The 14347-nt window shown below is 67.3% G+C and carries 13 protein-coding genes; 3 read left to right on the top strand and 10 right to left on the bottom strand.

Features of this window, described 5'->3' with window-relative positions; translation table 11 throughout:
* The first annotated feature begins 75 nt into the window (after nt 1–75).
* Nucleotides 76–747 (top strand): nitroreductase, encoded by a 672-nt coding sequence (locus DKG75_RS21470; RefSeq protein ID WP_109923249.1) that lies wholly within the window; start codon nt 76–78, stop codon nt 745–747.
* An 18-nt stretch (nt 748–765) separates the two neighbouring features.
* The gene (locus DKG75_RS21465) at nt 766–1632 is read left to right on the top strand and encodes a pirin family protein (protein WP_109923248.1); all 867 of its coding nucleotides are present in this window, start codon (nt 766–768) and stop codon (nt 1630–1632) included.
* Here DKG75_RS21465 and DKG75_RS21460 read toward each other — a convergent pair.
* Together DKG75_RS21460 and DKG75_RS21455 are read right to left on the bottom strand one after the other, a co-directional pair.
* Nucleotides 1610–4696 carry an efflux RND transporter permease subunit gene (locus DKG75_RS21460; RefSeq protein ID WP_109923247.1) on the bottom strand — a complete coding sequence of 1029 codons (3087 nt, stop codon included), beginning with the start codon at nt 4694–4696 and terminating at the stop codon, nt 1610–1612. The genes DKG75_RS21465 and DKG75_RS21460 overlap by 23 nt on opposite strands.
* A 14-nt stretch (nt 4697–4710) precedes the next feature.
* Complete coding sequence (locus DKG75_RS21455; protein ID WP_109923246.1) at nt 4711–5826, bottom strand: efflux RND transporter periplasmic adaptor subunit; 1116 nt, start codon at nt 5824–5826, stop codon at nt 4711–4713.
* Between the two features lie 68 nt (nt 5827–5894).
* On the opposite strand from DKG75_RS21455, the gene DKG75_RS21450 reads away from it, so the two are divergent.
* Nucleotides 5895–6572 carry a TetR/AcrR family transcriptional regulator gene (locus DKG75_RS21450; protein ID WP_109923245.1) on the top strand — a complete coding sequence of 226 codons (678 nt, stop codon included), beginning with the start codon at nt 5895–5897 and terminating at the stop codon, nt 6570–6572.
* A gap of 111 nt (nt 6573–6683) precedes the next feature.
* Here DKG75_RS21450 and phnX read toward each other — a convergent pair whose 3' ends face one another.
* From phnX to DKG75_RS21410, 8 genes are all read right to left on the bottom strand, one after another.
* Entirely contained in the window at nt 6684–7508 is an 825-nt protein-coding gene (gene phnX, locus DKG75_RS21445; RefSeq protein WP_109923244.1) for a phosphonoacetaldehyde hydrolase, read from the bottom strand.
* 85 nt (nt 7509–7593) lie between these two features.
* Nucleotides 7594–8523 (bottom strand): transporter, encoded by a 930-nt coding sequence (locus tag DKG75_RS21440; RefSeq protein ID WP_109923243.1) that lies wholly within the window; start codon nt 8521–8523, stop codon nt 7594–7596.
* Nucleotides 8524–8676: 153 nt separating this feature from the next.
* Nucleotides 8677–9879, bottom strand: coding sequence for an acetyl-CoA C-acyltransferase (locus DKG75_RS21435; RefSeq protein WP_109923242.1), 1203 nt, complete (start codon nt 9877–9879; stop codon nt 8677–8679).
* Between the two features lie 74 nt (nt 9880–9953).
* Nucleotides 9954–10418 carry a MaoC family dehydratase gene (locus tag DKG75_RS21430; RefSeq protein WP_109923241.1) on the bottom strand — a complete coding sequence of 155 codons (465 nt, stop codon included), beginning with the start codon at nt 10416–10418 and terminating at the stop codon, nt 9954–9956.
* Nucleotides 10419–11294, bottom strand: a complete 876-nt coding sequence (locus DKG75_RS21425) for an SDR family NAD(P)-dependent oxidoreductase (protein WP_109923240.1) — start codon at nt 11292–11294, stop codon at nt 10419–10421.
* Nucleotides 11287–12114, bottom strand: a complete 828-nt coding sequence (locus DKG75_RS21420; protein WP_109923239.1) for an acetoacetate decarboxylase family protein — start codon at nt 12112–12114, stop codon at nt 11287–11289. Before DKG75_RS21420 ends, DKG75_RS21425 begins: the two co-directional genes overlap by 8 nt.
* 85 nt (nt 12115–12199) lie before the next feature.
* Nucleotides 12200–13207, bottom strand: a complete 1008-nt coding sequence (locus DKG75_RS21415) for an aromatic ring-hydroxylating oxygenase subunit alpha (protein ID WP_109923390.1) — start codon at nt 13205–13207, stop codon at nt 12200–12202.
* A 5-nt stretch (nt 13208–13212) separates the two neighbouring features.
* Nucleotides 13213–14347 (bottom strand): amidohydrolase family protein (locus DKG75_RS21410; protein ID WP_109923238.1); only part of this gene is annotated, 1135 nt, incomplete at its 5' end.

Raw genomic sequence — 14347 nt, 5'->3', positions numbered from 1 at the left:
GGACGGCCCGCCGCCTTCCCATTACGTTGACGTAAACGTAAAGACCCGCACCGTTCCGGGGAGGAGAGAAGAAGAATGAAAGTGTCCGAAGCGCTGGACAGCCGTTTGTCCGTCCGCGCCTTTCTGCCGGCGCCCGTCCCCGTGGCGACGATCAGGGCTATTCTCGAAGGCGCGAAGCGAAGCCCCTCGGGCGGGAATCTCCAGCCCTGGCATGTCCATGTCGTCACCGGGGCGGCGCTCGACGAGGTGAAGGCGATCATCAAGGCCCGGCTGGCCGATTCGACCGCCGGCGAGGGCACCGAATACCAGATCTATCCCCCGAACCTGACCGAGCCCTATCGCACCCGCCGCTTCCGGGTGGGCGAGCAGCTTTACGAGGCGATCGGCATCGCCCGCGACAACAAATTCGGCCGCCTGATGCAGTTCGCCCGCAATTTCGAATTCTTCGGCGCCCCGGCCGCCCTGTTCTTCTCGATCGACCGCCAGATGCAGCCGGGCCAATGGGCCGACCTCGGCATGTTCATGCAATCGGTCATGCTGCTGGCGCGCGAGCATGGTCTCGACACCTGCGCCCAGGAAGCCTGGGCAATCTGGCACAAGACGCTTGGCACCCATCTGAAGCTGCCCGACACTCTGATGCTGTTCGCCGGGATCTCGCTCGGCTATCGCGACGACGGCAACCCGATCAATCATTTCCGCAGCGAACGCGCGCCCCTGGAAGACTTCACCACCTTCCTGGGCGACTGACCGAAGGGAGAGAGCAGGATGAGCGTGACCGAACTGGTGATCGAAGGGCGCGAGCGCGAGCTGGCGCCCGGCCTCGTCATCAAGCGCATCCTGCCCCATGCGGTGCGGCGCCATGTCGGCCCCTTCGTCTTCCTCGACCATATGGGGCCGGTGGATGCGGGGCCGCGCGGCATCGCCGACGTCCGGCCCCACCCCCATATCGGGCTGGCCACCGTCACCTGGCTGTTCTCGGGCGTGATCATGCATCGGGACAGCCTGGGCTCGGTCCAGCCGATCCGCCCCGGCGAATTGAACTGGATGAACGCCGGCAAGGCCATCACCCATTCCGAACGCATGCCGGAGGACGGCGGCCTCGTCCATCTGCACGGCATGCAGGCCTGGGTCGCCCTGCCGAAGCATCTCGAAGAGAGCGAGCCCTTCTTCAGCCATGTCGGCCAGGGCGTGCTGCCGGTCGTCCACGAGCCCGGCGCGCGGCTGACCGTGATCGCCGGCACCGCCTTCGGCGCCACCTCGCCGCTGGAAACGCCCTCGCCCCTGTTCTACGTCGAGGCGAAGCTCGACCCCGGCACCGTGATCGAGGTGCCGGAGACTTATGCCGAACGGGCGGCCTATGTCGCCGAGGGCTGCGTCACCATCGACGGCGCCGAATACGGGGTCGGCCAGCTGCCGGTCTTCGTGCCCGGCGCCCGGGTGGCGCTGCGGGCGGAAACCGGCGCCACCGTCATGATCCTGGGCGGCGAGCCCCTGGACGGCGAACGCCACATCAACTGGAACTTCGTCTCCTCCGACCGCGACCGGATCGCCCGGGCGCGGGACGACTGGCAGGCCGGCCGCTTCCCCCAGGTCCCGGGCGAGACCGAATTCATTCCCCTGCCGCCGGCGTGAGGGCACCCGGCTCCATCTCGTCCGCCGGCAAGTGCTTCGGCGCCAGCAGCAGATACATCGCCGGCGTCACCAGCCGCGACAGGAAGGTCGAGGTGACGAGGCCGCCGATGATCGAGATCGCCAGCGGCGAATAGAGCCCCGAACCCTCGACCGCCAGCGGCATCAGGCCGCCGACCGCGGTCATGGAGGTCAGCAGCACGGGCAGGAAGCGGATCTCGCCCGCCTGCTCGATCGCCTCCTTGAGGCCGAGGCCCTGGCGCCGCAACTGGGTGGTGAAATCGACCAGCAGGATCGAATTCTTGATCTCGATGCCGATCAGGGCGATGAAGCCGACGACGGCGGTGAAGCTGAGCGTATAGCCGGTGAGGTAAAGCGCCAGGATGCCGCCGATGATCCCGAGCGGGATGACCCCGGCGACCACCGCGGTCGACGAGAAGCTGCGGAACTCGAGAATCAGCACGGCGACGATGCCGAAGACCGCGATCAGCACCGCATTGGACAGGCCGGCGAAACTCTTCTGCCGGGCCTCGGCCTCGCCGCCCATTTCCAGGCGGTAGCCGGGCGGCAGTTGCAGGTCGCTGCGCAGGGTGGCCATGATTTCCGCCGTCACCCGCTCGGTGTTGAAGCCGGTCATGGTGAAGGCGGTGATGGTGACCGAGCGTTCGCGGTCGAAACGGTCGATACGCGCCGGGCCCGCCTCGAAATGCGGGTTGGTGACGCTGGCCAGCGGGGTGGCGCCGGCCGCGGTCGGGACATAGATGGCGCCGAGCGCGTCCAGTTCGTGCCGCGCGCCAAGGGGGGCGCGCACCACGACCGGGAAATCGTCGCCGTCGGCCTCGCGGAAGCTCGCCACCTGCTCGCCGCCGAGGGCGAGGCGCACCACCCGGTCGATGGCGCCGGCGGGCACGCCCAGCACCCCCGCCTTCTCGGTATCGACGCCGAGGTTGAGGTCGGTGCGGTCGAGGCGCAAGGGGTTGACCACGTCGCGGGTGCCGGGCGTGCCCTCGATGATCCGGGTCATCTGGGCGGCCAGGAGCTTCAGTTCGTCCAGGCTGGGGCCGGTGATGCGCATGGCGACGGGCGCCTCGATCGGCGGGCCGTTCTGGAAGATGCGCACCACCATCTGGGTGCCGGGATAGCGGTCCAGCCGGGCGCGCAGCTCGTCGATCACGGCGGGGCCGGTGCGGGCGTCCCAATGGTCGAGTTCGACGAAGACGGCGCCGTGGGTCGGGTCGTCCTCGCGCGGGATGACGTTGTAGAAGATGCGCGGATTGCCGTGGCCGGCATTGGACATCACCCAGCGCACCCCCGGGGTCGCCGCCGCCTCGCGTTCGACGAAGCGGACGGCGGCATCGGTTTCCGCCAGCGGCGCGCCGTCCGGCAGGTCGACGTCGATGACGAACTGGCGCGAATCCGCCGGCGGGAACAGGGAGAAGCCGATCCGCGGGATCAGCATGATCGAGCCGGCGAACAGCGCCGCCGCGATCAGGCAGGTGACCAGCGGCCGCCCGAGGGCGACATGCAGCAGCGGCCGGTAGACGAGATGGATGCCCTTCATGATCCCGCGCAGGAGGACGTTGCCCTCCGGATCCTCGTGCCGCGACAGGATCCGGCTGGCCAGGAAGGGAATGATGGTGAGCGAGACGAACAGCGACGCCGCCACCGTATAGAGCACCGAGACCGGCAGGGAGCGGATGAATTTCCCCGCCCCTTCCGGCAGGAACAGCAGGGGCACGAAGGCCAGCATCAGGGTGGCGGTGCAGCCGACGACGGCGACCGCGATCTGGTTGGTGCCGGAAACCGCCGCCCGGGTGCGGTCCATGCCCGCGCGCAGGTGGCGCGCGATATTCTCGGTCACCACGATCGAATCGTCGACCAGCAGGCCGAGCGCCAGGACGAAGCCCGCGATCGACAATTGGTTCAGCGAGAAACCCGACAGATGCAGGGCGAAGACGCCGATCGCCAGCGACAGCGGGATCGACAGCATGACCACGATCGAGGCCCGGAAGCCGAGCGGCAGCAGGGTGATGAGGACGAGGCCGAGGGCGATGGCGAAATCGCGGAACAGGTTGGACAGGCGGTGCGTCACCGAGACCGACTGGTCGAAGCCGCGCTCCAGCTTGACGTTGGCGGGCAGGTCGGCCTCGAACTGGTCGAGCAGGACATAGATCGCGTCCCGCATCTGGAAGATGTTCTGGCCGTCCTTCTGGTTCGCCGTGACGAAGACCGCCGGCTTGCCGTTGTAGCGGGTGACGTGGTTGGGCTCGTCCGCCGACCACGACACTTTGGCGACGTCGCCGACCTTGACCACCGTGCCGTCATGGCTGGCGACCACCGTGTTGGCGACATCTTCGAGCGACTTGAAATCGCCCGTCGCCTTGACGTTGAAGCGCCGGGCGCCGGCATGGACGGCGCCGATCGGCACGCTGGCGCCTTCCGCCTTCAGGGCATCGGCGACGGCGGAGGCGGGCAGGCCGAGGGCGGCGAGACGGCCGAGGTCCAGGGCGACGCGGACCTCGGTCCGGGGCTCGCCCCACAATTCGGTCTCGCGCACGCCGTCGACCCGGTCCAGCATGTCCTTGAGGACGCGGCCGCGCTCCTCGAGTTCCCGCAAGGACGCGGTGTCCGAGACCAGCGCCACCTGCACGAAATTGGTCATGCTGGTCTCGATCTTCTTGATGTCGAGACGGACGAGGCCATCGGGCAGCGTGCCGCGGATCGCGTTGATCTCGCGCACCACCTGGTCGAATTTCCGTTCGGTGTCCGAGCCCCATTCGAAATGGACGATGATGTTGGCGGCGCCGTCGCGGGACTTGGATTCGATCTTGTCGATATCGTCGAGGGCCGAAACCGCGTCCTCGATCGGGTCGGTGACCAGTTTTTCCATGTCGAGCGGATCGGCGCCCGGCATGACCGCGACCACCGAGACGATGGGGGTCGGGAAATTCGGGTCCTCCGCCCGCGGGATCGACATGAGGGACGACACCCCCATGGCCGCCAGCATGGCGAAAAGCACCAGGGTGAACTGCCACTGCCGGACAGAGAATGCGCCGATAGCCCCCATGACCCCGCCCTCGTTCAGCGCGTGCCGCCGCGCAGCGCGACCTGATCGGTGACCAGCACCCTGTCGCCCTCGCGCAGGTAGCCGGCACCGGCGGACACCACCTGCTCGCCCGGCTCCAGGCCGCTGCGGATGGTGACATTCTCGCCCGCGAGCGGGCCGAAGACGACCCGGCGCCGCGAGACCGTGGACGTCTTGCGGTCGACGACGAAGACGCTGCCCTCGGCGCCGAAGCCTTCGAGCACGGCCGAGGCGGGGATCATCACCACTTTCGATTCCGCCGCCCCTTGCGGCCGGATCGCGACATCGGCGACCAGCCCCGAGGGCACCTGGAGACTGGTGTCATCAAGGGCCAGTTCGACCACGAAGGCGCCGGTGCGCGGATCGCCCTTCGGCGCGATGCGCGTGACATGGGCGCGGGCCGGGGCCTCGATCCCGGGCAGGCGGACGGAAGCGCCGTCGCCGAGGCGGAGCTTCACCACGTCGCGGTCGGCGATGCCGACCTTCACCACCCGGCCGGACTCGATATCGCCGAGGGCGAGCACGCCGAGGCCGGCCGGCACGATCTGGCCGCTTTCGACATCGCGCGACAGGATCACGCCGCCGGCCGGCGCCTTGATCACGGCCAGGCCGCGGTTGAAGGCCACGGTGTCGCGCCCGGCGATCGCCATCTGCAGGGCGGTGCGGGCATCGTCGAGCCTGGCCTGGGAAGCGAAGCCGCTGCCGACCAGGGGGGACAGCCGGGCGACGTCGCGCCGGGCCTTTTCCACATTCGCGTCGGCCTCGCGCCATTGGGCGTCGATCTCGCCGGTGTCGAGGGTCGCCAGGGTCTGGCCGGCGGCGACCTGATCGCCGACATCGACCGCGAAAGCCTGGACCACGCCGCCGATCTTGAACGACAGCACCACCTCGCGCTTGTAGGCGACGAGGCCGGAACCCCGGATGTCGGCGGCATCGGCCGCCCGTTCCACCGTCGCCGCCGCCACCGGCCGGGCCGGCTGTTCGACCGGCGCGGTTTCGGCACGGGCGGCGAGCGGCGGGAAAGCCGCAAGGCCGGCAACGGCGGCCAGCGTCAGCGCCAACAGGTTCAGCCCAGGCAGGGTCAAGCCCTTGGAGGTGGTGAAGGGGCGCATGATCGCCTCCGGTTAACGGTGGTAACTTTACGCTGTTAAATTACTCCACGGCGCGGTAAGGTCAAGTCATGACTCGTATGACCGAAGGGGACGAGGGTGCCGGCCGCCGGCGCCTGAGCGCGGACGAAAGGCGCAGCCAGATCCTGGCCGCGGCGCGGCAATTGTTCATCCAGGAAGGGGTGGACAATACCTCGATGCGGCGGATCGCCCAGCTTGCCGGGGTGACGCCGACGCTGATCTACCATCACTTCGCCGACAAGGCGGCCTTGATGCTGTCGGTCTGCCAGGAATTCTTCTTCGGCTTGATGCAGGCGAGCGAGGAGGCCCGCCGCCCCCGGCCGGAGGATGCGGATCCCCTCGCCCCGCTCGGCCGGCTGATGGCGGCCTATGTCCGCTTCGGGCTGGAGAATCCGGATGTCTACCGGCTGGTGTTCATGACCCGGATCGCCACCTTGAAACGGGACGGCATCATCGCCGGCCACCGCCCCCGCCCGGACCACCAGCCCCACCCCGAGGACAAGGGCTTCGGCATCCAGTCGTTCGGCATCCTGGAGGGCGAGATCCGCCGCCTGACCGAGGCGGGCGCGCTGCGCCCCAACGATCCGGCCGCGCTGGCCGAAATGGTCTGGGCCACCGGCCACGGGCTGGTCTCGCTGCTGATCACCCACGGCGATTTCAAATGGACGCCGTTCGACGACTTGCAGCGCCTCGCCATCGACAGCCTGCTGCGCGGGATCCGGCGTTAGCCTCCCCCTCACCCCGGCCCTCTCCCCCAAGGGGGCGAGGGAGTCGATGCCGCCTCTCCCTCGCCCCTCCGGGGAGAGGGCCGGGGTGAGGGGGAATTCTCGATGGAAGGATTAAGCCCTGGGCCCCTCGCCGCGGGCGAGGCGGGCCTCGATCTCGTCCAGCACCGGCATCAGGCCGGCGACCGAATCGATGACGAAATCGACCTCGAGGGCGCGGTGCTTCGCCTCCGCCTCGGCGCGCAGGCGGGCCTGCCCGGCCTCGGGCAGCGCCGCCCATTCATCGCGCGAGAGGCCGACCATATTGCCGGATACGGACAGGCCGACCGTCCAGGTGCCCGCCGCCTTGCCTTCCAGGATGCCGGGTTCGGTATCGTCGACCTTGACCACCGCCCGCGGCGGATGGACGCCGAGATCGGCGAAGGTCCGATACATCATCAGGGGCCCGGGCCGCCCGTCCGCCAGATCGCCGGCGCAGACCAGGTTGTCGGGGACATAGCCGGCAGCGGCGGCGACCGGCACCAGCCGCTCCATGATGCTGCGGACATAGCCGGTGGTGGAACCGACCTTCAGCCCGCGCCGGCGGCAATCGGCGACCGTATCGACCGCGCCGGGAATGAGGTCGGCGTAATCGGTGACCACCGCCTCGTTCAGCGGCACGAAGACGGCGTAGACCCGGTCGATATCCGCTTCGCCCGGGGCGTGCCCATGGGCTTCCGCCCAGCGCGCGGCAATGCCCGGATCGGCCATCAGGGCGGCGATATGGGCGCGCTTGGGCAGGCCCATGGGTTTCCTGGCCTCGGCGATGGCGATCTCGACGCCGAGGCGGCGATAGGCTTCGACGAAGGCGCCCATGGGGGCGCGGGAACCGAAATCGACGATGGTCCCCGCCCAGTCGAACACGACGGCCTTGAGATGGACGAAGGGGGCGGCGGACATGGGCGGGACTCCGAAAAGCGGGAACGCAGCCTAGCCTATACCTGTTGCACCCGCATGGCAGCCGCCACGCCGCCGCCCGCCCCGCTCAGAAGACTTTCAGCAGGCGGATCTGCGCCGTGAAGTCCTGGCGGAACCCGCCGTCGCCGGCGATATCCGCCCCGACCATGCCCTGGATCTGGAAGCTGGGCGTGGCGAAGGTGCTGGCGAAGAGGCGCAATTGCTGGCTGTCGGACTTCAGGCCGGTATAGACGCCGCCCGCCCGCTGCTGGCCCTCGAAACGGCCGGAATAGCCGAAGGAGACCGACGTTTCCGGGCTGACCAGATAGCGCAGATAGCCTTGCGCCTGCCAGGCGGGATCGACGGTCCGCTTCACGCCCAATTCCTCGTGGTCGAAGGTGAAAGCGACGTCGGCGGCGAGATCGAGCACGAAGCCGCCGCCCAGCCCCTGGATCACCCCGACCTGCGGGGTCACCGTATAGGTGCCGCTGCCGAGGCTGACCTTGGCCGGATCATAGTTTCCGGTGGGCAGGGTGAAATAAGTGACGAAGCCGAGCGTGGTGCCCCGGTCACCGACATTGTCCGCCTTGAGGAAGGCGGAAACGCCCAGGATGAGGTCGCCCAGGCCATTGGCCGTCTTCTGCTCGACACCGCCGATGCGCACGTCGCCGAAGCCGCCATAGGGCAGGATCGCCTGAACGTTCATCAGCATGTCGCCGACCTTCAGGTAGTGCACATAGCGGGCAAGGCCGACATAGGCATCGAGCCCGGAGTCCGGCACCTTGCCCACGCCGTCGACATCGAGGCTGTCGTGGCTCGAATACTGGAAATAGGCCAGGGCCAGATTGGTGCCCTCGGGCAGGGCGGCATAGTCGCCGGGGGAAATGTCGACGGCCCTCGCCGTCGCCGGCAGGGCGGCCGCCAGCGCGGCGGCCAGGGCAGCCTTGGCCCATGCCCGCGAAGAAAGCGGCTGCCGTTCGGCCGGACGCCGGCCCGGCCTGATGATGTTCTGCTGCATGACGTGCGGTCCTCCCCAGGGGTCGCGGTTGGGGCCGCGCTCCCCGCTCTTCGGGGGGATGCGCGGCCGGCCCGCACAGACTAGGGAGGGGAAACGCCGGGGGCTGTCCGCGATCGGCAGGCGCTGTCGCCGATCGGCGGGTTTCGTTCGGGATCAGTAAACCTCGAACAGGCCGGCCGCCCCCATGCCGCCGCCGACGCACATGGTGACGACGACATAGCGGGCGCCGCGCTTCCGCCCCTCGATCAGGGCATGGCCGGCCAGCCGCGCCCCCGACATGCCGTAGGGATGGCCGACGGCGATGGCGCCGCCGTTCACGTTGAAGATATCGTTCGAAATGCCCAGGCGGTCGCGGCAATAGAGCGCCTGGACGGCGAAGGCTTCGTTCAATTCCCAAAGGCCGATGTCGTCGACCTTGAGGCCGTGGCGTTCGAGCAGCTTGGGCACGGCGAAGACCGGGCCGATGCCCATTTCCTCCGGCCCGCAGCCGGCGACCGCCATGCCGCGATAGGCGCCGAGGGGCGCGAGGCCCAGTTTCTCCGCCGTCTTCGCCTCGACCAGGAGGGACGCCGAGGCGCCGTCCGACAGCTGGGAGGCATTGCCGGCGGTGATGAAGTCGCCGGTCGCGACCAGGCTGCCGTCCTTATAGACCGGCTTCAGCGACGCGAGGCCGTCGAGGGTGGTATCGGCGCGCGGGCCCTCGTCGAAATCGAGGGTGACGTCCTTATAGGAAGTCTGCTTCGTTTCCCTGTCCACCACCGCCATGCGGGTGGGAAGCGGGACCAATTCCTCGGCGAAGGCGCCGGCGGCGCGGCCGGCGGCCACGCGCTGCTGGCTTTGCAGGGAATATTCGTCCTGGGCCGCGCGGGAAATGCCGTAGCGGCGCGCCACCACCTCGGCCGTCTCGATCATCGGCATATACATGTGGGGGCTGCGCGCCAGCACCGCTTCGGAGCGGGCGCGGAAGCCGTTCTTGTGCTGGTTCTGCACCAGGCTGATCGATTCGACGCCGCCGGCGACCACCGCCGCCATGCCGTCATCCATGATCTGCTTGGCGCCGGTCGCCAGCGCCATCAGGCCCGAGGCGCACATGCGGTCGATCGACATGCCGGCGACCGCCTCGGGCAGGCCGGCGGCGGCGGCGGTCAGGCGACCGATGTTGTAGCCCTGGGTGCCCTGCTGGCCGGCGCAGCCGATGATGCAATCCTCGATCAGGGCGGGGTCGATGCCGGCCCGGCGCACTGCCGCCGCCACGACATGGCCCGACAGCGCCGGCGCCTCGGTATCGTTGAACGCGCCCCGGAACGCCTTGCCGATCGGGGTGCGGGCGGTCGAAACGATGACGGCCTCACGCATGTCTCTCTCCCTCTTTGCTGTTTTCGCGGTCCCCCTCACCCCGGCCCTCTCCCTCAAGGGGCGAGGGACAGGCTTCAGGGATAGAAGCGGCTGACCGTATCGGCCACGCAGGCCGGCTTGTCGCTGCCGTCGATCTCGACGGTGACGCGGATGGTGACCTGGATGCCGCCGTCCGGGGTTTCCTGGACCTTGGCCAGTTCGCCCTTGCCGCGGATCCGGCTGCCCACCGTCACCGGGTTCAGGAAGCGGATCTTGTCGCAGCCGATGTTGACGCCCATCTTGAACTGGCCGACGTCGACGATCTGGGGCAGGAAGCCCGAGATCAGCGACAGGGTCAGGTAGCCATGGGCGATGGTGGCGCCGAAGGGACCGGTCTTCGCCTTTTCGGCATCGACATGGATCCACTGGTGGTCGTTGGTCGCATCGGCGAAAAGGTCGATGCGACCCTGTTCGACGAGCAGCCAGTCGCTGGTGCCGAGGGCCGTGCCCTCGCGACCGATGAAGTCGCGGGGGCCGGCAAGTTTCGTGGTTTCAGCCATTTATATTCCCAAAGCCGGCAGTGGCAGTTCGCCCCGGGCGATGATGTTCTCGGTCCGGGTGCGCAGCATGGTATTCTGCGCCTCGGCCTCGGGGAACATCCAGAAGCGGTCCGCCTTCACGCTGTCGAGGACGAAATCGGCCACCTCTTCCGGCTCGGTCAATTGCAGCTTCAGGCCGGTGGCGGAGACGAGGTCGCGCATCGTCTTGTAGGCGGCGGCGCCGGTATCGTTGCCGTCCGAGAATTCGCTCGGGCGATTGCGGTTGCTGTCCATGATCCGGGTGTTCACCACATGGGGGCCGGGGAACAGCACGGCGGCGCGGAGCTTCGTCTTCGCGATCTGCAACTGCCAGTGCAGGGTCTCGGAGATCGAGGTCACCGCCGCCTTGGTCGCCGCATAGATCGGCGTATTGGGCAGCGAGAACAGGCCGCCGTTGAAGGAAGAGGTATTGCAGATCAAGCCCTCCTCTCCGCCTTCGATCATGCGCGGCACGAAGGCGCGGATCCCGTGGACGACGCCGATCACATTGACGGCGAAGCCCCAGTTCCAGTCCTTCATCGGCATGTCCCACAGCTTGCGCTGCGCTTCGCCGAGGCCGACGCCGGCATTGTTGAAGAGGAAATGCACCTGGCCGAAGGCGGCATAGGCGGCATCGGCCAGCGCATCGACCGAGTCTTCCTTGGTTACGTCGGTCTTCACGCCGATCGCCTCGGTGCCGCCGGCCTTGAGGTCGGCGACGGCGGCGTCCAAGGCGGCCTGGTCGATATCGGCGATGACGAGTTTCAGCCCCTCGCGCGCCAGGCTGCGCACGAGGGCGAGGCCGACGCCCGAGGCGCCGCCGGTGACGACGGCGGTCTTGCCGGCAAGATCACGCATTGGCCACCTTCTTCTCGGACGCCAGCGGAATGTCGATGCCCTGCACGCCCGGCTCGTCGAAGCGCTGGTGCCAGAAGGCGTCGAGCCATTCGCTCGGCACTTCGCGCAGGATCTTGCCCGAGGTGACCGAGCCGCCCTCGCAGTAATAGGCTTCCAACACCCGCTTCACCGGCACGTCGGCGATCGGGTCGAACGGGCTTTCGTTCAGGGTGATCCTGGCGTCCGGGATCTTCTTCATGTCGGTGTATTTGCGTTCCCAGTCGAGCTGGGTCAGGAACACCGGGCCGTCGAAGCCGCCGCGGCGGGTGATCGCGGGCATGCCCTTGTAGCAGAAGAAATGCTCGGTGAATTCGGCCGGGCCTTTGGATTCGCCGAAAGTACCTTCCATCTCGATGAACTTGATGCCGTTCCGCTTCACCGCGACCTTGATCTTGTCGCCGCTCACGTCGAAATCGACCGATGCGATCTTCTTCGGCTCGCCGAAAACCTCGCGGCCGGTGATGCAGACGAAATCGCCCTCCATCGGCATGGACAGGACATACCAGCCCTTCACGCCCTCGGCATCGCAGGCGACGCCGACGGTGGCGGCGCCGATCTCGATCTTGTGGGTGTCCGAGACATGCATGATCACATGGGCGAACTGCACGAAGATCTTCGGCTCGGTCAGCACCAGCGGCCGCGGCAGCACGGCGGCGGCAATCTCCGGCTCGGTCTCATAGATGGCGCGGAAGGTCCGCACCGAGGTCCGCATCGAGGCGGAACCGATCCCGCCGGTGGAGCCCGTCTGAGACAGGTCCTTCACGTAACGCACCTTCGCCATGTCGTTTCCCCTCGTTTTTCGGCAAAGCCTGAGTCTTCCGGGGCGACGGCATCGCCCCGGCCTGGTTTGTTCGCGATCTATTCAGTTACTCTGCGGCCGCGCGCTGTTCGGCGGGCACGTAGAATTGCTCGAAATACTCCCGGAACTGCATGATCGGGCCGTCGCCGTCGCACAGGATCGGGTTCTTGCGGTGGATCTTGTGGTTCCAGATCGGAATATCGCCCTCGACGCCGGTCTGGCCGATGACCAGCGCGATTGCCATGCGGGCGATATTATATTCCATGCTGTCCTTGTCGAACTTGCGGTGAGTGAAGGCGAAGCGCAATTCGCACTTGTCCTTGGTCACCGGGGTCGCCAGGACCATCAGCAGCGTGTCGGTGATGCCGGTGATGCGGGTATATTTCTGGCCGGCACCGTTCTGCACCGTCTCGACCCGGGTCGGGAAGGTCTTCATCTCGCCGTCGGGCATGGGCAGGGTGCGCTGGCCCTCGGCGATCGAGCGGCGCAGATGGCGGTCGTAGGTGGTTTGCCCCTCCGGCACATCGTCCATGCCGTGGACATAGCGGAAATGGGCGATGTCGACGCCGTTCTCCGCGATCTCCTGCGGGTTGGACAGGATGGTCCAGTGATACCGGTCCAGTTCCTCCCACTTTTCTTCCGCGATCTGGCCGATTTCCTCGTGCTCGATCAGGTCGAAGAAGGGCTCGGCCTTTTCCGGGTGATACCAGGCCCAGACCACATTGTTCTTCTCGACGATGGGAAAGGCCTTCATGCAGGGCCGCCGGCTCAGGATCGGCGGCATCTTCTTGGCGTAAGGGACGTCGGTCGCCCAGCCTTCGGTATTATAGGCCCAGGCGTGGAACGGGCAGCGGATGCCGTCCTGATCCACCTTGCCGCCATGGCCGAGATGGGCGCCGAGATGGGCGCAATAGGCTTCCAGCAGCCCGGCCTTGCCGGACAGGGTGCGGAACAGCACCAGTTCCTCGCCGAAATAATGCACCGTCTTGACGTCGCCGGCCTGCAATTCGTCAGAGTAGGCGACGAAGAACCAGCCGTAGGGAATGTCCATCGGGAAACGTTCGACCGTGATCATGGACATTACTCCGCGGCCTGTGCGGTGGCGAGCCAGCGCTTCTGCGGGCCGATCTTCGCGGCGATCGCGTTCAGGGCCGGCAGGTCGAGGTCGTAGACATCCGCCGCCGACTTCCAGAAGATCTGTTCCAGGTCTTCCTCGGGCAGGCCGCCCAGCGACAGCAGCATCTTTTCCGCCGTCTTCGGCCAGCAACCCTCGGGGTGCGGATAGTCCGAGCCCCAGATCACCCGCTTCATCCCCAGTTCCTTGCAGGCCACCGCCGTGTCCCGGTCCGCCAGCGCCGAGGCGACAACCCACATGTTGCGGGCAAAATATTCCGACGGCTTCATCGTCAGCTTCGCCCGGAAATCCCCCAGCTTGCCCGACGTGTGCTTCACGCTCGCCCGGATGTCCATCATCGTGTTCATCCAGTTGAACCAGAATTCCGACCCCTCGGTATAGACCACCTTCAGCCGGGGGAAGCGTTCCAGCACCTCGCCGAAGATGAATTGCCACATCGACCGTGTCATCCAGAACGGGAATTCCATCAGGAAGCAGCCGATCGCCCCGGGCACCGGCGCCATCGGCGGGGACGCACCCGAATGGAAGTGGATCGCCATGTTCTGGTCTTCGCAGATCCGCCACACCGGATCGTATTTCGGGTGGTTGTAGGGATCGAAGCCGTCGGTCATGCAGGGGAAGACCACGCCCTGGAGGCCGTTCTTCTTCGCCCAGGCGATTTCCTTCACCGCCACCTCGATGTCGAAGACCACCGGGATCACCGCGAGGCCGATCCGGCGCAAGGGGTTCTCCTTGCAGAAATCGACCATCCAGCGGTTATGCGCCCGGGCCCCGGCCCACAGCAGTTCCGGATCCGCGCCCTGGCAGCGCAAGCCGATATCGGCGCCGAAGGGCGGCGCGTTCCGTTCGGTGATGCCGTCCGGGAACAGGACTTCGGCGACGATGCCGTCGCCGTCCAGCACCTTGTCGCGCAGCGTGCCGTCCCAGACGCCGAAAATGTCGTTGCCGCAGGCGGCACGCCATTTGTCGTTGAAGTCCTTGACCAGCAGCTTTTCTTCCATCATCTCGCGGAAGGCGATTTCCTTCGGCAGCCGCTCGTCGAATTCCGCGTGATACTTGCTGTCGAGATAGTCGCGATAT

Source organism: Zavarzinia compransoris (assembly GCF_003173055.1).
Lineage (GTDB): Bacteria > Pseudomonadota > Alphaproteobacteria > Zavarziniales > Zavarziniaceae > Zavarzinia > Zavarzinia compransoris.
This window is presented reverse-complemented; position numbering and strand designations above follow the sequence as displayed.

What these genes read in the sequence shown, in the direction of transcription:
- DKG75_RS21420 (WP_109923239.1), bottom strand. Translation starts at nt 12,114, where the DNA reads ATGGCGAAGGTGCGTTACGTGAAGGACCTGTCTCAGACGGGCTCCACC.
- phnX (WP_109923244.1), bottom strand. Translation starts at nt 7,508, where the DNA reads ATGTCCGCCGCCCCCTTCGTCCATCTCAAGGCCGTCGTGTTCGACTGG.
- DKG75_RS21455 (WP_109923246.1), bottom strand. Translation starts at nt 5,826, where the DNA reads ATGCGCCCCTTCACCACCTCCAAGGGCTTGACCCTGCCTGGGCTGAAC.
- DKG75_RS21425 (WP_109923240.1), bottom strand. Translation starts at nt 11,294, where the DNA reads ATGCGTGATCTTGCCGGCAAGACCGCCGTCGTCACCGGCGGCGCCTCG.
- DKG75_RS21470 (WP_109923249.1), top strand. Translation starts at nt 76, where the DNA reads ATGAAAGTGTCCGAAGCGCTGGACAGCCGTTTGTCCGTCCGCGCCTTT.
- DKG75_RS21465 (WP_109923248.1), top strand. Translation starts at nt 766, where the DNA reads ATGAGCGTGACCGAACTGGTGATCGAAGGGCGCGAGCGCGAGCTGGCG.
- DKG75_RS21440 (WP_109923243.1), bottom strand. Translation starts at nt 8,523, where the DNA reads ATGCAGCAGAACATCATCAGGCCGGGCCGGCGTCCGGCCGAACGGCAG.
- DKG75_RS21450 (WP_109923245.1), top strand. Translation starts at nt 5,895, where the DNA reads ATGACTCGTATGACCGAAGGGGACGAGGGTGCCGGCCGCCGGCGCCTG.
- DKG75_RS21460 (WP_109923247.1), bottom strand. Translation starts at nt 4,696, where the DNA reads ATGGGGGCTATCGGCGCATTCTCTGTCCGGCAGTGGCAGTTCACCCTG.
- DKG75_RS21435 (WP_109923242.1), bottom strand. Translation starts at nt 9,879, where the DNA reads ATGCGTGAGGCCGTCATCGTTTCGACCGCCCGCACCCCGATCGGCAAG.
- DKG75_RS21430 (WP_109923241.1), bottom strand. Translation starts at nt 10,418, where the DNA reads ATGGCTGAAACCACGAAACTTGCCGGCCCCCGCGACTTCATCGGTCGC.
- DKG75_RS21415 (WP_109923390.1), bottom strand. Translation starts at nt 13,207, where the DNA reads ATGATCACGGTCGAACGTTTCCCGATGGACATTCCCTACGGCTGGTTC.